This window comes from Halomonas sp. KO116 (assembly GCF_000734975.2).
In the GTDB taxonomy this organism is placed as follows: Bacteria; Pseudomonadota; Gammaproteobacteria; order Pseudomonadales; family Halomonadaceae; genus Vreelandella; species Vreelandella glaciei.
In genome coordinates, this window is the sequence record NZ_CP011053.1 from 33,988 (window position 1) to 53,404 (window position 19,417).

Here is a 19,417-nt window from a genome sequence, read left to right on the forward strand (position 1 = left end):
CCAAGGTTTCTTTACATCTGGGCTCACTAAGCGTCCGCTCTTGGCCGAGGCTGTGTGAAAACCCAAAATCAGTTGGCGATTACAGTGCTTAGCCGTTTTGGCACCACTAACGGGCCAGCAAGGCAGTTCAGAGCGCCTTCATTCATTCCGCCAATATCTGAGTTAGTCGAGCGAGATAAAGCCTAGGTAGAACTTACTAACAAGCGCTATTGGCTACTACAGGTATGGCAGAGCCAGGTCAGCATCAAGGCCCTATGCCCGCATCGCCTGGATCAAACCCTTGGTGCCAAGGATATTCATGACGCGTTTCATGTTGTAAGCAAGTACATGAAGGCTCATTTCCGTGCTGACGTTCTTAAGGCGCTTAGTCAGGAAGTGCGTCGCCCCCATCCATGCTTTTAACGTGCCAAAGGGATGCTCAACCGTTTGACGTCGGATGCGCATTATATCCGGCGTCTGATCCAAACGTGAGGTTACCGCCTCCAGTACCTCTTCGTGTTCCCAGCGTTTGATGCGCCGATTGATACCCGTGGTGCACTGCGACTTCATTAAGCAACTCGGACAGGCCGAACTCCAATAGCAATGTAGCGTCTGGCCTTTTTCGACGTTCTTGAAGCGCCAAACCAGTCGCTCTCTCGCGGGACAGCGATATTCATTACGTTCGGGCACGTAACGGAACGCCTCTCTGGGAAACATGCCTTTGGCCTGGCTCGGCGAGGTTTTGGGCTTGGGAAGATATGTCGTGATACCGGCCTCGTGACACGCAAGAATCTCCTCCCCTGTAAAGTAACCGCGATCAGCCACGACGTGGAGATCACTGACGCCGCTAGCATTGCGGGCTTGCTTGGCCATCCGGGAAAGCTGACGCCGGTCACTGCCGACATTGGTAACCTCATGGGCGACGATTAAGTGATGCCGACTATCGACAGCCGTCTGGACGTTGTAGCCCACGATTCCCGTCCCTCGTGTTGTCATGGAGCGAGCATCTGGGTCTGTCAAAGAAACTTGCTGTTCAGGTGCCTCGGTTCTTTGAATTTCAATAGATTGCAGTTGTTGAACTTCTGAACCGCCCCGGCTTTACCGGAGACTCCATATCTTGAGAGGATGGAGTTATGAACTCACCAAAACGATATTCCCCAGAAGTCCGGGAGCGAGCTGTTCGATTAGTCCTTGAACAGCAAGGCGAATACCCGTCCAAGTGGGCGGCGATCTGCTCCATTGCCAGCAAGTTCGGCTGTACACCAGAGACTTTGAGAGCCTGGTGCAAACGCACAGAACTCACGCAGGAAAACAGCTCGGTTAACCTGCCTGAAAATGAACGACTCAAGCAGCTAGAGCGTGAAAACGTCGAATTGAAGCGCGCTAATGAAATTCTCCGTAAGGCGGCTGCTTTTTTCGCCCAGGCGGAGCTCGACCGCAAACCCAATTGATGGTGTCATTTATCGACGAGCATCGTGCTCAGTTCGGGGTCGAGTCGATTTGTAGTCAACTGCCAATCGCCCCATCGACGTATTACCACCACAAGGCACTTGAAGCTGATCCTGAACGGCGGGCAGACCGGTATCGACAGGATGCGTTTCTTACCGCTGAGATTCAGCGCGTGTGGGAAGAAAACTTCTGCGTCTACGGTGCCCGTAAGGTCTGGCGGCAACTCCGCCGTGAAGGCGTTAATGTTGCTCGTTGCACTGTAGAACGGCTCATGCGCCGCCTAGGAATTCGCGGCGTGGTGCGAGGCCAACGCCCCTTCACGACCCTCAGTGATCCCGGCCAGAAACGGGCACCTGATTTAGTGAAACGTGACTTTACGGCTATGCGTCCTAATCAGCTTTGGGTAGCCGATTTTACCTATGGTGTGCCTCGACCCTGACGACTGCGGGAAGCAGTTGAACGGGCACAAGCATGACTGGAATACCTTCGTGTCGGACAGGATGTTCATAGCGAAGGGCTGCTCTCTGCTGTGAGAGAGCATGAGCCGAAGCGGCGGTGACCTGCTGTGTACTGGCAGGGTGACGTAACCCGTGGGAAACGGGGTGTGAGGCGAAGCCGTTACGCCAAGATGCATCTCTAGGCTGAGTACGGAAAGGTTGAGGAACACGAACCGACTCATCCGCGTCTGTGGGCTGAACATGTCGCCACCTCCTACACGGCTTAATAGGAGGTGCGCATTTTCGGCAGTGGGAACACATAGGGCCCATTGCTGCTGCCGGTGGTGTATTAGTAGCCCGCCACCGGTGGAGTCACGAGCAGTGCGCAGCTAACTCGTGGCAGGTGCGACAACTTGCAGCATGCAAGGGTAAAGACTGCGATCGGCAACCTCCTCCGTATGCTTGAGTCCAGCATGTGAACGAGGGAAGGCTTGCACGGGATGCCAAGGGAGTGCGACCCCGATGCCCGGCAAGCTGGCGGAGCCTCCGTAGTAGTCCGAGGTGGGGAAAGCCCACCACATGGCGAAGGGAGGCAGTTCAAGTGGCTTGCTCTACGGATTACCTGACCCAGAGAGGTGAAGACCTTTGATAATCGGGGAAATGCAAAGCAAGCTGGCAATGTGGTCAACAGCGGATTCGAACCGACGGTTCGATCGGCTGTTGAGACTGATTACAAGGCGTGACTGGCTCCAGGAAGCGGCGTTCAGAACACTGGCGTCGTCAGGGGCTAAAACCGCTGGTATCGACAGAGTAGATCGGCGAGCGTTTGAGCAGAATTTCAGCCAGCATCTGGAAGAAATTCGGATTGAACTGCTGGACGGCACCTATCAGCCGCAGCCAGCACGTCGCGTCTACATTCCAAAATCCAGCGGCAAACAGCGCCCGCTGGGGATACCGACCTTGCGCGACAGGATTGTACAACGTGCGATGCTAATGGCCATGGAGCCTATTTGGGAAAGCGATTTCCATCGTCTCTCCTATGGGTTCCGGCCAGAACGCAGCGTGCACCATGCTATCCGCACCGTGAAACTTCAGTTGACGGACAGTGGAGTGCCGAGGGGTCGCTGGGTCATCGAAGGTGACCTCGCTAGCTACTTCGACACGGTTCATCACAGAAAGCTTATGAGGTGTGTCCGCAAACGGATTCGGGACGGACGTTTCCTGGCGCTACTATGGCGATTCATCAAGGCAGGGCATGTCGACAAGGGGCTGTTTCATGCGGCTCATGACGGCGTGCCACAAGGGGGCGTGCTGTCACCGCTACTCTCGAACATCATGCTCAATGAGTTCGATCAGTGGCTTGACCAGCGCTACTTGAGCAAGAAAGCCCGCAAGGATCGTTGGTACTGGAACTCCAGTATTCAGCTGCAACGTCCTGTTGCCCTGCGTGAAGACCGCCAGTGGAAACCGGCGGTAGCCTATTGCCGCTATGCGGATGATTTCGTCTTAACCGTTAAAGGAAATAAGGCGCAAGCCGATGCCATCCGTGAAGAATGTCGCCGGTTCTTGGAAGATGACCTGTCACTGACCCTGAATATGGAAAAGACCCATATCACACACGTCAATGATGGCTTCATCTTCCTTGGCCACCGGATCATTCGGAAACGGGGGCCTAGTGGCACTATGCGCCCCGTCACATCCATCCCCCGCGATAAGGCCAGAAACTTCGCCGCCACCTTGGTGAAGGAACTGGCCGGCAATCACAGCGAGAATCGGATCGATATGGTAGATCGCCTAAACCGCCGCCTGGCGGGCTGGGCCACGTTCTACCAATTCACCGACTATACCGCGATGACGTACAAGAAGATTGATGGCATTGTTTTCTGGCGACTCGCCCACTGGTTGGCACGAAAGTACCGAGCATCGATCAAGCCCTTGATGCGAAAGCACTTCTGCCGACCTCAAGGGAAAGAGGCCAAGACATGGCAATTCTTCGGCCCCAACCACGCTGGCAAATTCTGTGTGGTAAGCCTGCGTCGATTGGTATCAAGCCGGAAAATACCGTTCCGGTGGCGGCTTCCCGAGGTAAATCCGTATCTGCCCAGGGAAGAAACACGCAATACCGTCACCTCTCGCTACCGCGATGTTGCCTTGGCTTTGAGCCACGCTTGAATGGAGAGCCGTATGCGCTGAAAGGTGCACGTACGGTTCGGAGAGGAGAAGCAGGGAAATAGTACGACTACGCCCTGTTTCTTACTCTACTCGCTACCTGGTCTGGCTTCGTTTACGTTGCGTTCGTTATCGATGTTTATGCACGCTGTATCGTGGGTTGGCGTGTAGCGACGTCGATGAGAACGGCACTGGTGCTGGACGCTCTGGAGCAAGCTCTGTGGGCACGAAAACACAGACAAGGGTTGATCCATCATAGTGATAGGGGAAGCCAATATCTCTCGATCCGCTACACCGAGCGTATGGCTGACGAGGGTATCAATGCCTCAGTCGGCACCACCGGCGACTCCTACGACAATGCGCTGGCTGAAACCATCATCGGCTTGTTCAAAACGGAGGTGATCCATCATCGTGGCCCATGGAGGGGACTGGATGCCGTTGAGTATGCCACGCTGGAGTGGGTTGACTGGTTCAACAACCGCCGACTGCTGGAACCCATCGGAAACGTTCCACCAGCAGAACGAGAAAGGACGTATTATCGTCAACTGGAAGAGTCGGGTGAAGCTGCTTGACTCAAACAAACCGGTCTCCGGAATAACCGGGGCGGTTCACTTCTTCTGTGAGGGAGGCGATCTTTTCCTTCAAGCGTGTCGTCTGTGCTTCTGTGACCACAGCGGAGCCTTGATCCATTGCGTCGAGCTGGCGTAAATAACGCTCAATACTTTTGTCGATTTCCTCTGCGCGTCGCTTCATCTTGGCCAAGGTAAAGTTGCGGTCTCGATTGTTGACTGCCTTAAATTTGCTGCCATCAATAGCCATCACTGATTGTGAAAAGAGTCCCAGACGTCGACATATCAAGACGAAGTCTCGGCAGGTGGCTTGGATCGCCTTGCCATTATGCTGGCGGAAATCGGCAATCGTTTTGAAGTCTGGTGCGAGACGTTCCGTTAGCCACATGAGTTCAACATTCCGCTGCGTTTCACGTTCAAGTCGGCGGCTGGATTGCACGCGGTTGAGGTAACCGTAAAGATAGATTTTTAGAAGTACAGCGGGGTGATAGGCGGGCCGACCCGTGGCATGGGGATCAACACCTTTGAAACCCAGCTGTTTGAGGTCGAGGGCGTCCACGAAAGCCTCAATGGCCCGAACCGGATTGTCTTCAGAGACGAAATCATCCAGGAGTTCAGGAAACAACGTAGCTTGGGACCGGGATTCACCTGCGACGAAACGTTTCATCGGTACCTCCCACGATCTGTCATGGGGAAAGTATAGCGACAGCTACGTTTTCACACAGCCTCGGCCAGCGTCGACGTGAGATGCCGACAGCCATTCCTCTACCAGAGGCTCACAAACCATATAGATGGGGCCGGTAAGCGTAAGCACGCTGGCGACCATGGTCAGCATTCGCCGCGCCAGCTGGCGCTGATACCAGAGCCACAATGCAACGACTTCTAGGAGAACAGCCCAGGCCCAGCCCATTGGACCTACAAACTCCGTCCAAAACTGAATCGCATGCACCTGCAGCAGCGCGATCGCGCCGGCAAGCACCAGCAAATGTGGCACCATCTCAATGAAGTGTGTTGTCGGTGACTGATTGCTCATTACGTTGACTCTCCACAAAGCACACACTGCCGACTCTCCCTAGCCCCCTCACCAAGAGGGCAGGGGTAAACAGCTTTTCTAGTCCGTCTCCGGTTCGGATTCACCGCCTTCCGAGGTGACCACGGTCATCGGCGTTCCCAACTGCGGCGCAGAGGGAGGCGGCTGGTCAGGCTCCGCCGCAGCCATTCGTATACCGATCGTCAGCGCCAGCAGCGCCGACCAAGCGACCATCCAGTGAATTAGAAAGCGACCATCCAGTGAATTAGAAAGCGACGATCTTTGAGATTGCCCCGGCCGAGAATGAGCAATACAGCGAGGAAGACGGCATACGCGAGAGCGCCGACCCAGAGAATGGCGATGAAGCTGCTCATGCCACACCTCCGGTTAAAGTCGCCTCTGCGTTCCCGGGTTGGGAGTTGCGGTTTAGCCAGCCTTGAATGCAGGCGGTTTTTGGCTCGCCGCGATCCTGGGGAGCACGTCTCTTCTGCTGTGCGACTTCAAGCGCTCGTTTGGCCATAGCTCTCTCCTTTATGGGTTGGTGATACTGATAGGGCCGGCTGGCGCAACCAAAGCGGTAGTGAGGTGAGCCGGCGCTGGCCGGTGACATGGTTGACGGCTCGCTTGATAGCAGAAGGGTGGCCAACCAGTACGACACGGCGCTTTCCACGAGTGAGGCTTGTATAAAGCCACTGTCGCTCAAGCATGTGCCAGTGCGATCGCACTAGAGGAATGACCACGGCCGGGAATTCGGACCCTTGCGCCTTGTGGCCTGTCATTGCATAGGCCAGTTGCAGCTTGCCGAGCGCGTCACTGGTGAACAGCACTTCTCTATCCTCAAACCGCGCCAGCACGGTTTTGTCTTCAGCGTCTGCCGTCACTACATAGCCGAGATCACCATTAAAGACATCACGGTTGTAGTCATTCTCGGTCTGTACGATCTTGTCTCCTGGCGCCCATTGGCGCCCATGGATCGTCACCGAGCCCCGATCGCCCGGGACGTGATAGCTTCGTAACGCTTCATTGAGAGCACGGGTTCCGACCGGACCACCGTGCATGGGTGTCAACACCTGCACTTCATAAAGAGGATCGAAGCCACGCGCCAGCATGTCTTCAGTGGCCACCCGCAATGTCACACGACACACCAGCTCGGGGTCACCGCCTTCCGGCACTTCGACAATCTCAAAGTCGCTATCTGGCACCGATTGAGGACTATTGCCCTGGTTGACGGCGTGCGCCTGGACAGTAATTTGCGAGCCAGGCCCCTGTCGCCGGATCTGTTGAAGACGTGCCACTGGGATAGCACCCGAACCGATCACATCGCGAAGAATGTTTCCCGGCCCAACCGAGGCCAATTGATCCTGATCACCGATGATGAACAGTCGGCAGTGGTCAGGCAGCGCCACCACCAGAGCCAGAAACAACGGCACATCGACCATCGATGCTTCATCAATGATCACTACATCCGCTTCGATCGGGTTGCTAGCATTAAACTCAAAGCCGCTGGCGCCAGCGCCCAGGAGACGATGAATAGTAGACGCCGGCCTCCCGGTTGCCTCCGACATTCGCCGAGAGGCACGGCCAGTTGGCGCACACAGCGCCAGCTCAAGGCCAGCATCGTCCAGTGTCTGCGCCAGCACCTCAGTCACGGTGGTTTTCCCCACCCCCGGCCCACCCGTAAGCACAGCCACCCCATACGCAAGGCAGGCCTCCAATGCTTGGCGCTGCTCATCACTGAGCACCCGGCCATCCGACAGCTCACCATTAACACGGACTAGGTTGCAGCCATTCCAAAGCACCGCACGCGCCAGCAACGCTGTGGCGATGGTTCTCTCGGCTTCCACCAGCGAAGGCAGGCCAACTAGCCCGCTCTCAACACTTATAAGTTTTCCATGCGCCAGCAGCAGCTCAACAACCGAGGCCATGCGTGCTACATCGACCCCGAGGAGCTGCGCGCCTTCCGAGGCCAATTCATCCGAGGTTGCCAGGGTATGCCCCGAGGCTGATCGTGCATCAACGACATGGCGAAGCCCCGCAATGAGTCGATCGCGGTGGGTCAACTCGAAGCCAAGAGATTGAGCCATAGCATCGGCTATACGAAACCCTATACCTCGAGTCTTCAATAAGGTGCGGTAGGGGTTGGCGGATACTTTCGCAATGGTCTCCTGGCCCAACTGGCGAAAGACCGACATTGCACGTGAAGCGCCCAGACCATGCCCCTGCAGGAAGATCAATGCATCACGCGCTTCTTGGTACTCATTCCAGCTCGCCGCTATCCCCACTGCCTTCTTCTTACCGATGCCTGACACAGCCCGTAAGGCCTTTTCGTCACCGAGTACGTCGCGCAGCCCATCACCGAAATGGGCGACCAACCGCGCAGCGAACTTGGGGCCAATGCCGGCCACCTTGCCACTCGCAAGGTATGCACCCAGCGCTTTGGACTCCTGAGGTATTTGCGTGATGAGCCGATCGGCTTTGAACTGCTTGCCGAACTTAGGATGCGTGCCCCAAGTGCCGCGGGCCTGTACAGACTCCCCCTCGTTGAGCGGCTGACATACAGCCACCAGCGTTACCTCCTGTTCCTGAGCATCGCGCACAGTCAGGATCTGAAATCCCTCTTCACCTACGAAACGAACGGCACTGATCACGCCGCTCAATTCCTCAAGGTTGTCCATGGATCGCCCTCGCAAATAAAAAAAACCCGGCTGGGGAGGCCGGGTGAGGTACAGGGAAACAGGCTCTTACTGGGGAGCGTGGATTGTCAGCACGCCCGGGCCGCGCCCGACTACAAACTCTGGATCTGCTACTGGGGAGCCCTCTGAGTTGAGAGTGAGAGAGAAGCCGGATCAGGGCTAACTCAGAGGGCTCTCCGGTAGCCCCGTTACCGAGACGACCAGACGGCTAATGCGCATCCCCGAAGCCGTGTCAGGGGAGAGAGGAGATAGCGGGCGCAATCCGCTTAATTCGTTCGGCAGAGGGTTGTTAAGCTGCTTCCGATGCCTATGTGTTGCTATACTAGACGACACTTTTTAATAATGCAATACACTTTAGAGATGAAAGACATCGTATTGTCGGTTTGCTTCTGAGCGGTGCTTATTCCGCTTACTTTCCTCTACCGAAGGACGACCTTCAGGATGACATCACGAGCACTCATTCTGTGTGAGAAACACTCCGACCAGGCCGACAAAATAGCCCCTGCTTTAGGTCTTACGCGCAGCGGCAACGCCTACACCGGCACCTGGAATGGCATCACACTTACCTTAGTTTGGGCCGCTGGGCATTTGCTGGCGCCTGTTGAGCCTTCCGAGGTGAGCCCAGAGGCCAATTGGCGCGATCCCCGCAGTCTTCTGCCCCTACCTACCGCCTTTCCTCAGACGCCTACCGACCGCGGTAAGAAATACCTGGGAAACCTTAAAAAAGAACTCTCTCAAGCAACAGAAGTATGGTTGGCCACCGATCCAGACCGCGAAGGCGAAGCCATCGGGTACGAGATCCTGCAATACGCTAAGTACCGCGGTTCGGTGAAGCGGATGTGGCTGACCGGCTCTATGGAAGCGGCCGATGTTCAGGCCGCGGCCAAGCGCCTCAGGAACGCCGGAGAAACCATATCTTTCTGGCGGGCTCAGCAGGCCCGCGCCAACGCGGATGGCTTCTGGCAGTACCTTGTCCGTGCATACACGGCAACCGCACGCATGGGCCTTATGGGTAGCGATTTAGCCAAAGGCAAGGGCAAGGCAGGGCTCGTGTCGGCCGGCCGCGTACAGTCCGCCACCCTTGGGCTTGTTGTTACCCTCGATCGCGCAATCGAAGCCTTTATTCCCGTCGATCACTACCAGGCAAAGATTACCCTGGGCGGGGGCGAGCTGACCTATTCTCCAGCCACCCCAATAGCTGGCGCCAGCAGCATCCAACTGCAGGATGACGGCAAGCCAATGTTCCTGGACAGGGCTGCCATGTTGGCCTTCACCAAGCGCTTAGAGACCGTCGATAACGCCGCCATTCTGGAGGCCGAGACAAAGCAAACAGCCAAACATCCACCGCTGCCATACAGCCTCACAGCGCTTCAGCGAGACATGTCAAAAAAGTACGGCCTCACGGCCACACAGACGCTGAAAGCAGCCGATTCAATGCGAAGCGATGGTTACCTGACCTACCCCCGAACAGAGCATGGAGAATTGCCCGCAAGCCTCTATAACCGGACCGATCTGTTGGCCATTTTGGGAGGCGCAGCAAAGGCTGATGACACGCTCATGACGCCAGCTCGGCAAGCTGGACGCCGACATTGCATGGAGGGTGCCGAGGCGCCACGTCCACGCTGTTTTACCGACAAGCCCATGAACCACCACGGGATCATCCCAACGCGCAAGACACCGAACCTGTCAGAACGCACTGAGGCCGAGCAAAAGGTTTACCTGGCCTGCGCAAAACAATTCATCCAGGCCCTCCTACCAGCCGCTACCGTCGAGTCCCTGAGTGTCCGCGCCAGCATAGATGTTGAGGACGTGATTGAGCGACAGCCAGCGCTGTTTGCTGGCACCTTCAAACGCATCATTGACCCCGGCTGGATGACTGCTTTCGAGGCCCACAAAGAGCAGAAAGACCTGCCGCCACTGGTGACCGGCGCTAACACTCCCGTCGAGGCAGTAAGGCTTCATGAGGCACGCACAGAGCCGCCCAAACACTTCACGCTGCACGACTTACTGAGCGCAATGCTCAATGCAGGCCGGCACGTCGATGGTGAAGATGCAGAAGCACTCCGAAAAGCTGAAGGGATAGGCACTCCAGCCACTCGGGATACCGTTTTGCAGACGTTGTTTGATCGTGAATACATAACCACCAAGCGTAAGGGCAAACAGCTGCTTATTGTCTCCACCCCGCGAGGCCGCGCATTCATCGATAACACCCCCTCCGAACTCTCCGATGTGCGTGTGACAGCCGCCTGGGAGCGCCAGCTCGATGCGATCCAGAATGCACCCAACGACACAGCGGCAAAGCATGCCCGTGACACTTTTATAACCGCTCAACGCGACTTCATCACCACCCGTATCAAAGAGGCAATCGACATCATGGGCAATGCACCCGAGGCTGTTTTGGCAACGGCCAATGGCCCCACAGAGAACATGGTTTCTGCTGCACGAAAGCTAGCTGCAGCTCGCAGTCTCACGCTACCAGAAGGCATCGAAAAGAGCTTCGAGCTGTGTCGCTCATTTCTGGACGAAGTAATGCAGCAAACACCGCCACCCACTGACAAGATGAAGGCCTTGGCGATGCGCTTAGCGGATGAGAATGAGGTGACATTGAATGGAGAGCTGACCTCCTTCAGGGAGTGTAAAACATTCATCGACAAGTACATGCAGATCCAGGCACCGACCGCGAGAATGATAGCTGCTGCTGAGTCTGCAGCGAAGCGCTACAAAGTAACGCTACCCGAGGCTGCCCGCACCTCAATACAAGAGTGCCGCGTGTTCCTAAACGAGCACCCACGCTAGCCGCGCCGAGAGGTAGGCCGGGCACCCCTTGGGCGGGGCAAGGGCACAAGTACGATCACATCAAAAGCTACCGAACAAGACAATCCCTCGCCAAGGAAGGCGTTCAATTTAACACCTGCCAGACGTACCCGCTCACCACCTTTAAAGCACACAGAAAATATCCTTTAAGATTGATAGGAGACGATAGGAACCGTTATGCATGAAGCCCACCAAGACGACGATGAACTACTGGTTGAAAGCACTAATCAACGTCGCTCACGCCGTACAGTTGATAGAGAGGTACTAGCTCACGAGGCCGAGCTAATGGTCGGCGCACTGACGGCAGATATAGATGCAATTATGGGGGAGTACACAAGGCAACTACTGGACATCGTTGAACGCATCAGAGAAGCCCAACCACGCACCCATGGTGCGGTACTTTTAGATGTTAGTCGGTGTGGTTATGGATGCCTCGGTTGCCCTCACCCGGTATGGCGTAAATGGGTCAACCGACAACAGCATAGCCGGCATTCTCCATCAACCTGGCATGCTGTGAGAATACAGCGACCAGGGGTAGCAGCAAGAGCGAAATCTGTACCTCAAGAGGCACGGGAACTGATAGCAGAAGCTCTCGTGCTGATCGAACGTAGGGCACGCTTCATCGACCATTTGAAGCGCATCAATAAGGCCATTGGTACTGCACGTCACTATCGACCAGAGCTAGGCCAACATGGCGGCAAAGAGGACAGCTAGACGCTCTTTTTTTTGCGCACCAACTGATTCCTCTATGGCTGGGAGTGTCACTCTACAAGCCGTTTTTGAGACGCTGAACTGGCCTCAAGCGGGCTTAGATGTTCACCGTAATGGTGAACGCACCATGATGCATCTCACCCATTATATGTGTACTCGCTATGCGCGTTACTCCTTCCTACGGAGAGCTATACCCATGGGCAACCACCCTTTGGGTATCCTTGTACGGGGGATGGATGACAGTTACTAAATGACCGCGCTGGTAGGTATGAGAGGGTGGGGGAGAGGTAATACCCCATACGGGAATCAACCTCCATGAAAGCACCTCCTAATACAATATGTATTCCCTTATATATGAGATCCCAAGCGCGCCATTGCTGACCAAGCTGGCGCCTTCGGTGCGTGAGCAACAACGGTGAAAACGTCCTTGTCGGGGTGTGGGAAGGCCACGCCACCGCGCTCTATGCTGGCGCCTTCGATGCGTGAGCAGCAACGGTGAAAACGTCCTTGTCGGGGTGTGGGAAGGCCATGCCACCGCGCTCTATGCTGGCGCCTTCGATGCGTGAGCATGAGGAGACAATAGCGGGCTAGAACGAAGTTGAATCGGGGCGGTTTAAGGAATTAGAAATCGCAAATATTAGGCGTTTCGAGGCTTGCCTCGTGATAGGCCGCGAAGCGGCCCATGTGCTTTTCGTGGACAGCAGAAGAAAGATCGCTTGCTCTCCCACAGCAGTCCTGCTTGCTCTAACAAAACGAAGTGACTTGGGGCGTTTTTCCGGCTTTAACTATAGCAAATCTAGGCGTGTCGTGGCCTGGCTCTTATTCAGCCGCGTAGCGGCTCATGTGCTCTCGTTGACTCAACGAATAACCGCAACGGTGAACACAACAAGAAAGCACACCAGGCCGCACATAAAACCATTCAAAAAGTTGTAGAAAAACCTTCTAAAATAGATACGCGCTAACACAGAATACCGCCTAAAATTAGTCGTTTATATGCAATTCCAGAGATGCTCGTAAACTATCTTTTATTGAGATGGGCGAAGATAGCCGGAGCGACCGCGCCGTATAACTCGAACGATTCACGGACTTATAATCAAATCAGGGTAGTTCGGGGGATGTTCCCTGTCCCTGGCCTAAGGCATGCCTAGTCACCGCGGTTTCAAAGCTACGCTCACCACTGCCACGGCAACTGCATCATTTTCTTGGAAAGGGAAGACCCTATTCCTGACTGGGATATTCCCCCCTGAATTCATCCATGCTCTTGAGCAGGTCCAGGTAATCTACCCCACCCGTAATAAGGCGGGTCTTTGTAGCGCGTTCATACATCCACACACTCCATAACTTCATATGCGTTGAGGCGCCTTCAAGGTCCTTGGGCATCATCCCTCCCCACTCTGGATCGTCAGCCATAAACTGGAGTGCCCGATCAATGGCGCGATCCAGATCATTTCGGGGCGAGTAAAAGTCAGACAGATGTACCTGCTCGGCCAGGATCAAAACCGCAAGCACCGGATAGTTCAGAAACTCTGCAAACTTTTCAATCACATCCCGGCCCAGGCTACTGGCAAGCCTACGTCCAGTTTTCAAGTGGCTTAGAGTGCTCGGCGCAATGCCAAGGTGGTCGGCTAGGTCTGTGGAAGCCAGCCCTTCGCCAACAGCTTTCTCGAAGATAACCTGAACCAACTTATAGCCAGGCGTTTCCGGCTCTATTTGCAGGTAGTCAGTTCTTGGCCCTTTGGGCTTTCCCCTCTGGCCATCCTTAGGGCCTGAACCCCCTTTACGGATTCCTGCGTCGATGACCTTCTGTAGGTCTTTATCATTTTTTCCCTGATCCAAGTTTTTCTCCCCATATGACGTCAGTATGTCATCTAGTCAAATAGAACTATACCGGATAACAAATTCTAATACTTATTGCCTATCCAGCGCCGCACGCTCAGCGGCAAGATTGCATCGCTACATCTTAACCCAGGAGTAAGCAATGCTCATCGGCCGTATTGAACACGATCCCAAAAAACACTTTCCGCTGCAGTTGCCGGAGTCAACGCTTGGCCGCCTTGAACTGTACAAAGAACTTTATCAGCAGACATTCGGCGAGAAAGTTGCAAATAACGATCTCGTGGACCTAATGCTCACGAATGTCATGGATAGAGACCGTGAATTCAAGCGGTTCTTGAGAGAGGAGGAACGAAAGAAAAAACTGGAAGCAAAACAACAGGAACGAGGCACAGGAACTAGCCCCTCAGCTGGTGAAGCTGAAACCGAATCTCACGCTGAGGCACAAAGCCATCAGCGTGAGCAGCACCAGGCATAAGGGTACTAGGTCTCGATATGCTGCGCTTGGATGATCTCACACATCTGTTCTACCTGGGGAACAACACGTCTCCACTTGGTACGCAGAACACGGTGATTGCCTGTAGCCCAACTGCGCACAGAGGTAACAGCCTCGTCAGCAGCCACGGCTATCTGGCGTGGGGTCATTACTTCCATCCAGCGCTCTACAGTAGCTTTGATCTCTTTGGAATCGACCCAAGCACCGCCTTCGATAGCGACGTGCTCGGACATTATTTCATTAAGAGCATTGAGCACTTTGTCATATCCGACCTTTCGAGGGACCGCTCCCCCTGTCCAGGTATGAATGGATGCCACGGAAATAGAGCATCCAAGTTTCCCCGTCAGGTGCTCTGCGATCTTGGCCAGAGTCATGCCGTAATCGTCTCGCAGAGTAGCAATATGTCGAGCCAAGTCACTGTCGGTCTTGCTGCGTTCAGCACGCCCACGGGTTGTCGGAATGCTGATCTTGATTTCGCAGCCATGCCTCTCGAGCGTGTTGATCAGGTCGTTCAGGAGTGCGTCACGCATGACTAACCTCTATGAATATTTGGCAAGTCACCCGCCTTCTGAAATGCAGCGACTTGTTGGTTGGACGGCAGCCCGTTTGCATATCCCCAGGCAATGGCAGGAGGACATGAAGCAGGAAATATACGTTGCCTGGTTTTCTAAGGAATATGACCCTTCGTATTCCCATGATGCGATCATGAAATATGCTGGTGAGGCGGCTTTCCTCGCGGTCAGCACATGGCGCCGCCATACCATCCTACCAGTGACCGTTCATAAAGCCGGTCAGGCTGATAGCGAACCCAGGGCTGAGCAGTTTGATCTGATGGCTGAACAGATCCCTGGTTTCACTGAAGAGTTCAACGACGAAATCGACATTGACCCTGAGGCTTTCGTTGAGACCACTTCGATGGCTTCAGCGCACCTCATCGACCTACCCAAACGCTCAGCTCGAACTGAGCTGTCTCATGAAAACTTGTTGGCCCTTCACTGCGAAGGCCTTTCGCCCGCTGAGATCGCAGCCGCAGCGAACATGACCGAGCGCAGCGTATACCGCAGATTGGAACGTCTTAAACATGGAAACCGTAGTACAGTATAGTAAAATTGCCGCGTTATCGGTAGCACTCTTAGGAGCTGCTTTATCCACTACCGCACTTGCCTCTGATCAGGACCTAGGTGTACTTGGCCCGACTTGGGAAATCGTAGAGCCCGACATGCGGCTGGCGATCGTGGCAGAGGCGCATGGTGTCGACTGGGACTCCGTTAATGAGCACCTAGCAGGGCAAGCTCAAAATCATACGAGAGACATCCCCGATTGGTTCGTCCCGATAGCCGAGCATACCGAAACTCACTTCGTAGATCCGTCCTATACGCTAGGTGAAGACATCGAAGCCTTGAAGCGGCAACCCGATGGTACATACCAGTGGGGAGTCATCTATGAGGCCGGCACCAAGGTCAACCCCCTCAAGCACATACAGCCAGAGAACTGGCTCCTCGTTGTTGATCTTCGAGCCGATGATCAGCGTGAACTGGCCATGACGTTAAAGGCCCGCCACCCAGCCAACCTAACAGTAATCGTCACAGCAGGAGATCCAGGCAGTTTGGCGTCTGATCTTGGCCAAGCCGTGTACTTCGCAGAGGAATGGCATTTCGATCGGCTGGGCATTACGCATACCCCCTCTTTAGCTGGCGTTCGGGACAGTCATCCTGACGTAATCGAAGTGACCCATTTCGCCTATCCCTACGATGTCACCACCCTCGAGGAACACCTGCCATGAAGAGGTTACTACTCTCTGTTCTGACTGTTGCAGCTCTCACAACGGGGAGCGCCTATAGTGCATCCCCGTTATCGGGCTCTGCCGCATGTCGGGGAGAGATTTTCAATCCCATCAACGACCCGAACTGGAACAACATGTTTCCGGTAACGGTAGCTGGAATTTCCATGGGGGGTGGGTCTAATCCTTCCCTTATGCACATGGACCCAATCTGTTTGTGTCCTGGGCCCTATGGCATCGACATGCCAGGTATCGGCATGACGTTCTGGGAACCAACGTTCCTCGCTGAAGTGGCGCGAACACCTGGCTGTATGTCGACTCTCGGTGGCACGCAGGTACTAACCGGATACGACTCCCTGACTTCTAACCAAACGTATGGCTCGGGACGTGGAGATAGCAGCGTTACCAGGATGCAAATCCACTGGTATATCTACCCTCTGTTCAGTGTACTCAACATGATGAGTTCGCTGGGGTGCATGAATACCTCCGGGTTTAACCTTGCAGACCTCACTGAGGTCGACGCCACTTGGCAGGATGACACTTGGACATCCATTGCATTTCCAGAGTCAGCTCTCTTCGCCAATCCAGTTGGTGCTCTCTCGTGCATCCCTGACGCCGTAGCTTCTGCAGCGGGTCGCCCCCTAGACATGATGTTCTGGTGTCAGGGTTCTCAGGGCGTCGTGTATCCCCTCACTGGTTCAAGCACCACTCACAGCTCCCCCCAAGGTGGGAATCTCCACATCCTTGGCAAGTACATGCAGCGTAAGACACGCATGGCGGGCCTGTTATCAACGACCGGCCCTTGGGCTGAATGCCAATCCGTTTACCTGCCGAACATGATTCGCAGCCAATACCGTATTGACCCGGTGGCCCCTGTTGCCAGCAACCAAACTGCTGTTCTTGGAATGTCCGAGTTCCGCTGGGGGATGCTGCCTCCCGCCAACACCGCTGTTCGTACTGATTCCGCATTCTTGATCTGGGTAGGTAAGCAATGCTGCGCACTCTGACCGCTATTACTTTGACGCTATTCAGCACATCTGCGTTAAGCCAACAAACAACCGTAGAAGCCGCCCAAGACGCTTTCTCTGCTCTTCAAGGGTCACAGGCGCTTACTGACCTATTCGATGGCCAGAAGAGCCCTGAGGCAATCCTGGAGGCGATGGGGGCGGACACAAGCGGATCAACATCTGGCCAAGCAGCCGGCTCTGAGATGCTAGGAAACGTCCGGGCCCAAGGTCAGACCGGGGGGATCGCAGACCCTGAAATGGCCGCTGAATGGCAAGCACTGAGGGATTCGTTAGACCTAGGTGAACAGGATCGACTGTATTTCTTCATCTCATTTTCAATGCCCGAAAGCTTGATTCGTGGCTATGCACTTGATGCAGCCAGAGCAGGAGGCGAGCTGGTTCTGCGCGGAGTGGAGCCGGGTATGACGCTCCGTGACTTCACCATGGAGCGCTTGCTGAAGGTGCTACGTCCGGGAGGCATGACAGCACCGATCCAGATCGACCCGCGACTGTTCGATACCTACGAGATCGAGACCGTGCCCACGATTGTCCTTGCCAAGGAAGATCCCATGGGCGTGTGTCAGACCGCCAAGCGCCAAATAGGCGAAATCGATGGTCAGCAGCTCGAGTACCAGGGATGCCCTAAGGGCAACCCAGACAATTACTGGAAGGCTGAAGGGTCAGTAACTGCCCTATATGCCTTAGAGCAATTCAACAAAGGCGGTGCCGGCAATGCCGAGGTCTACATCAATGCGCTCAAGGGCGAGGGCGCCGAAAGCGCTCCTGAGCAGGGAGGCGTTGCGTCAGCACAGTGGGAGTCGATGAGCGACGAGCTAGCTGAGCGCAACGCACAACGACTCCGTGAGCGCTATCAAGGCACTGATCGCGAAGTTTACGACACGCCAATGGGGCCGGCCGTTGGTCCCGCGGGACAGAATATTGATCATCTCTGGGAGGAGTGACATGCCGAAGGGCTCTTGCTTAAAACTGTTTGCCATGGGGGCCGCTTTTGCGGCCCTCGCGCCCTTGAGCGACGTGGCAATGGCCACCCCTAACCAAGCGGGAATGAATGCTGGGGGAGCCTGGGCTCGAGATTTCAACCCAAACAATGCCTTCCGTTCAGCTACATCGAGCCTGGGTCTTGAGGATACAAAAACCTCTGGCGAGCTTGGAGGGGAGGTGGGGCTTCAAGTTAAACAGAAACAGCAGCGGAACTTTAGATGCCGCGACGGGGCTCGCCTCACTGCAGGCGGCATTCGAGTTTTGGTCGAAGAGTGTGAACAAAGCGACAATGGTGAGCTTGAGCGGATCAGTGTGTCCGTATGTGACGCACTAACTCAGGGGATACGGTGTAGCGAGGACCGCTACACGGTCACAAGAGAAATACCGACCGGGGGAGAAGCCGCCTTCAGCGGAGGCAACCTGTACGGAGCATATCGAGTCGAGGCTGAATGTTCTTCATCGTCTTGCACCATGACTATGCACCAACTTCACGGGGATGCATGGGGCGGCAACGATATGCGTCAGAAAGGGAATGATAGAGTCAATCAAGATCCCAATCACCCGTCAAATACAATTAGTGATGTTCGCGACAACCCTACTTTTGAACGTGGCAGCAACTTTGCTGATGATCGTTCAAAGTGTCTCGGCAATCAAATAAACCAACTTTTCAGTGAAGGTGATATTCCAGTTTCATGTGACCCCAACGACCCAAGGACAATTGATTTTCTTGACATCAATGCTGGTGGAGAATGCAAGCCGGATAAAATCACAACCGATTCCTGCGTGGTCGATATACCAACAAGACTCGTTACTTGTGAGCCTGAATCTCGGGAGTGTGAGGTAAGAAGAGACTCCGCAGAGTTTAGCTGCGCTAGAAAACTTGAGGTGACGGGAATAAAAATACCGACATGTAATAATGGCGATCACCTTTTAACTATAACGAGCGACCCCTGCCCTAGCTGCGTCGATTACCTCAGATATAACTTTTACTGCCAAGACCAAGGCTACCGAGTTGTCTATGACACGGTAAAGAAGTCAGATGGTTCACGTCATACAGGCCCTCACTCAAATGTTGTCAGTGGCGGCTTGAACACTACTGTACCTAAAACAACTGTTATAGAGGACTTTAGCGGTAGTAAATGTTTTCGAGTAGCTTACGAGCAGAACTGTAATGGCACTACCTGCAATGTCACAGCTTACTTTGAAAACCCTTGCAAGAACATAAGCTATGCAGGTTCAAATAGCTTCCCTATACCAATGAGAATCGAATTCACAGATAGAGTGATCGATGAATGTACTGGTTTAGAAAGCAGACGGCCTGAGTTATAAACTATGAAATATATTCATTTAGTAGCTTTATTAATCTACCTAATAATACCCCAGGTTACCTTTGGGGCTTTAAGCGACTACCAAGAGTGCTACAAGGTCGGAGAGACATGTATTGATTC

16 protein-coding genes, 4 pseudogenes and 1 other annotated feature are annotated in these 19,417 nt (G+C 54.5%); of the genes and pseudogenes, 11 read left to right on the forward strand and 9 right to left on the reverse strand.

Translation table 11 applies throughout. The features are described from left to right. Positions 1-252: 252 nt before the first annotated feature. Positions 253-1,065 (reverse strand): annotated as a pseudogene (locus KO116_RS21510) (transposase); the annotation flags it as partial. A 47-nt stretch (positions 1,066-1,112) separates the two neighbouring features. Here KO116_RS21510 and KO116_RS25950 point away from each other — a divergent pair. The 3 genes and pseudogenes from KO116_RS25950 to KO116_RS24860 form a co-directional block, all read left to right on the forward strand. Beyond that, a pseudogene (locus tag KO116_RS25950) lies at positions 1,113-1,849 on the forward strand (IS3 family transposase); the annotation flags it as partial. Then, positions 1,388-1,504: a sequence feature (AL1L pseudoknot), on the forward strand. It overlaps the preceding pseudogene by 117 nt. 676 nt (positions 1,850-2,525) lie before the next feature. Beyond that, a complete protein-coding gene (ltrA, locus tag KO116_RS21525; RefSeq protein ID WP_035565116.1) occupies positions 2,526-4,037 on the forward strand; it encodes a group II intron reverse transcriptase/maturase in 1,512 nt (503 codons plus the stop codon). Positions 4,038-4,120: 83 nt separating this feature from the next. Then, positions 4,121-4,606 (forward strand): annotated as a pseudogene (locus tag KO116_RS24860) (IS3 family transposase); the annotation flags it as partial. 37 nt (positions 4,607-4,643) lie between these two features. Here KO116_RS24860 and KO116_RS21535 read toward each other — a convergent pair. From KO116_RS21535 to recD2, 6 genes and pseudogenes are all read right to left on the reverse strand, one after another. Continuing rightward, positions 4,644-5,270, reverse strand: a pseudogene (locus KO116_RS21535) (transposase); the annotation flags it as partial. 42 nt (positions 5,271-5,312) lie between these two features. Further along, positions 5,313-5,636, reverse strand: coding sequence for a hypothetical protein (locus KO116_RS21540; protein ID WP_035561880.1), 324 nt, complete (start codon positions 5,634-5,636; stop codon positions 5,313-5,315). A gap of 78 nt (positions 5,637-5,714) precedes the next feature. Next, the gene (locus tag KO116_RS25350; protein WP_157738122.1) at positions 5,715-5,867 is read right to left on the reverse strand and encodes a hypothetical protein; all 153 of its coding nucleotides are present in this window, start codon (positions 5,865-5,867) and stop codon (positions 5,715-5,717) included. Between the two features lie 8 nt (positions 5,868-5,875). Continuing rightward, positions 5,876-6,007: a hypothetical protein gene (locus tag KO116_RS26115; RefSeq protein ID WP_268762343.1), complete on the reverse strand. Its 132-nt coding sequence runs from the start codon at positions 6,005-6,007 to the stop codon at positions 5,876-5,878. Continuing rightward, a complete protein-coding gene (locus KO116_RS25355) occupies positions 6,004-6,153 on the reverse strand; it encodes a hypothetical protein (protein WP_157738123.1) in 150 nt (49 codons plus the stop codon). Before KO116_RS25355 ends, KO116_RS26115 begins: the two co-directional genes overlap by 4 nt. Continuing rightward, positions 6,134-8,308, reverse strand: coding sequence for an SF1B family DNA helicase RecD2 (gene recD2 / locus KO116_RS21545; protein ID WP_045812304.1), 2,175 nt, complete (start codon positions 8,306-8,308; stop codon positions 6,134-6,136). The genes KO116_RS25355 and recD2 overlap by 20 nt, the downstream gene beginning before the upstream one ends. A 459-nt stretch (positions 8,309-8,767) precedes the next feature. Here recD2 and KO116_RS21550 point away from each other — a divergent pair, with 459 nt between their 5' ends. Both KO116_RS21550 and KO116_RS21555 read left to right on the forward strand, forming a co-directional pair. Further along, a complete protein-coding gene (locus tag KO116_RS21550) occupies positions 8,768-11,122 on the forward strand; it encodes a DNA topoisomerase (protein ID WP_035561877.1) in 2,355 nt (784 codons plus the stop codon). A gap of 195 nt (positions 11,123-11,317) precedes the next feature. Beyond that, entirely contained in the window at positions 11,318-11,854 is a 537-nt protein-coding gene (locus KO116_RS21555) for a hypothetical protein (protein ID WP_035561874.1), read from the forward strand. A gap of 1,215 nt (positions 11,855-13,069) precedes the next feature. On the opposite strand, the gene KO116_RS21560 is transcribed toward KO116_RS21555, so the two are convergent. After that, complete coding sequence (locus KO116_RS21560) at positions 13,070-13,687, reverse strand: helix-turn-helix domain-containing protein (protein WP_035561871.1); 618 nt, start codon at positions 13,685-13,687, stop codon at positions 13,070-13,072. A gap of 142 nt (positions 13,688-13,829) precedes the next feature. Here KO116_RS21560 and KO116_RS21565 point away from each other — a divergent pair, with 142 nt between their 5' ends. Then, positions 13,830-14,162 carry a DUF2274 domain-containing protein gene (locus KO116_RS21565; protein WP_035561868.1) on the forward strand — a complete coding sequence of 111 codons (333 nt, stop codon included), beginning with the start codon at positions 13,830-13,832 and terminating at the stop codon, positions 14,160-14,162. Positions 14,163-14,167: 5 nt separating this feature from the next. On the opposite strand, the gene KO116_RS21570 is transcribed toward KO116_RS21565, so the two are convergent. Beyond that, complete coding sequence (locus KO116_RS21570; protein WP_035561865.1) at positions 14,168-14,710, reverse strand: hypothetical protein; 543 nt, start codon at positions 14,708-14,710, stop codon at positions 14,168-14,170. Between KO116_RS21570 and KO116_RS21575 the strand changes: the two genes are divergently transcribed. The 5 genes from KO116_RS21575 to KO116_RS21595 all read left to right on the forward strand — a co-directional run bounded on the left by KO116_RS21575 (position 14,709) and on the right by KO116_RS21595 (position 19,298). Beyond that, on the forward strand, positions 14,709-15,284 hold the full coding sequence (locus KO116_RS21575; RefSeq protein ID WP_035561861.1) for a helix-turn-helix domain-containing protein: 576 nt from the start codon (positions 14,709-14,711) through the stop codon (positions 15,282-15,284). The two genes, KO116_RS21570 and KO116_RS21575, sit on opposite strands and share 2 nt — an antisense overlap. Continuing rightward, positions 15,262-15,963 carry a hypothetical protein gene (locus KO116_RS21580; RefSeq protein ID WP_035561858.1) on the forward strand — a complete coding sequence of 234 codons (702 nt, stop codon included), beginning with the start codon at positions 15,262-15,264 and terminating at the stop codon, positions 15,961-15,963. The genes KO116_RS21575 and KO116_RS21580 overlap by 23 nt, the downstream gene beginning before the upstream one ends. 134 nt (positions 15,964-16,097) lie before the next feature. Then, positions 16,098-16,967, forward strand: a complete 870-nt coding sequence (locus KO116_RS21585) for a TraU family protein (RefSeq protein WP_232774892.1) — start codon at positions 16,098-16,100, stop codon at positions 16,965-16,967. After that, positions 16,952-17,929: a type-F conjugative transfer system pilin assembly protein TrbC gene (locus KO116_RS24245; protein ID WP_052703831.1), complete on the forward strand. Its 978-nt coding sequence runs from the start codon at positions 16,952-16,954 to the stop codon at positions 17,927-17,929. Before KO116_RS21585 ends, KO116_RS24245 begins: the two co-directional genes overlap by 16 nt. A 1-nt stretch (position 17,930) precedes the next feature. Further along, positions 17,931-19,298, forward strand: coding sequence for a hypothetical protein (locus KO116_RS21595; RefSeq protein ID WP_035561851.1), 1,368 nt, complete (start codon positions 17,931-17,933; stop codon positions 19,296-19,298). Positions 19,299-19,417: the final 119 nt, after the last annotated feature.

What these genes read in the sequence shown, in the direction of transcription:
- ltrA (WP_035565116.1), top strand. Translation starts at nt 2,526, where the DNA reads ATGCAAAGCAAGCTGGCAATGTGGTCAACAGCGGATTCGAACCGACGG.
- KO116_RS21540 (WP_035561880.1), bottom strand. Translation starts at nt 5,636, where the DNA reads ATGAGCAATCAGTCACCGACAACACACTTCATTGAGATGGTGCCACAT.
- KO116_RS25350 (WP_157738122.1), bottom strand. Translation starts at nt 5,867, where the DNA reads ATGGTCGCTTGGTCGGCGCTGCTGGCGCTGACGATCGGTATACGAATG.
- KO116_RS26115 (WP_268762343.1), bottom strand. Translation starts at nt 6,007, where the DNA reads ATGAGCAGCTTCATCGCCATTCTCTGGGTCGGCGCTCTCGCGTATGCC.
- KO116_RS25355 (WP_157738123.1), bottom strand. Translation starts at nt 6,153, where the DNA reads ATGGCCAAACGAGCGCTTGAAGTCGCACAGCAGAAGAGACGTGCTCCC.
- recD2 (WP_045812304.1), bottom strand. Translation starts at nt 8,308, where the DNA reads ATGGACAACCTTGAGGAATTGAGCGGCGTGATCAGTGCCGTTCGTTTC.
- KO116_RS21550 (WP_035561877.1), top strand. Translation starts at nt 8,768, where the DNA reads ATGACATCACGAGCACTCATTCTGTGTGAGAAACACTCCGACCAGGCC.
- KO116_RS21555 (WP_035561874.1), top strand. Translation starts at nt 11,318, where the DNA reads ATGCATGAAGCCCACCAAGACGACGATGAACTACTGGTTGAAAGCACT.
- KO116_RS21565 (WP_035561868.1), top strand. Translation starts at nt 13,830, where the DNA reads ATGCTCATCGGCCGTATTGAACACGATCCCAAAAAACACTTTCCGCTG.
- KO116_RS21575 (WP_035561861.1), top strand. Translation starts at nt 14,709, where the DNA reads ATGACTAACCTCTATGAATATTTGGCAAGTCACCCGCCTTCTGAAATG.
- KO116_RS21570 (WP_035561865.1), bottom strand. Translation starts at nt 14,710, where the DNA reads ATGCGTGACGCACTCCTGAACGACCTGATCAACACGCTCGAGAGGCAT.
- KO116_RS21580 (WP_035561858.1), top strand. Translation starts at nt 15,262, where the DNA reads ATGGAAACCGTAGTACAGTATAGTAAAATTGCCGCGTTATCGGTAGCA.
- KO116_RS21585 (WP_232774892.1), top strand. Translation starts at nt 16,098, where the DNA reads ATGTTTCCGGTAACGGTAGCTGGAATTTCCATGGGGGGTGGGTCTAAT.
- KO116_RS24245 (WP_052703831.1), top strand. Translation starts at nt 16,952, where the DNA reads ATGCTGCGCACTCTGACCGCTATTACTTTGACGCTATTCAGCACATCT.
- KO116_RS21595 (WP_035561851.1), top strand. Translation starts at nt 17,931, where the DNA reads ATGCCGAAGGGCTCTTGCTTAAAACTGTTTGCCATGGGGGCCGCTTTT.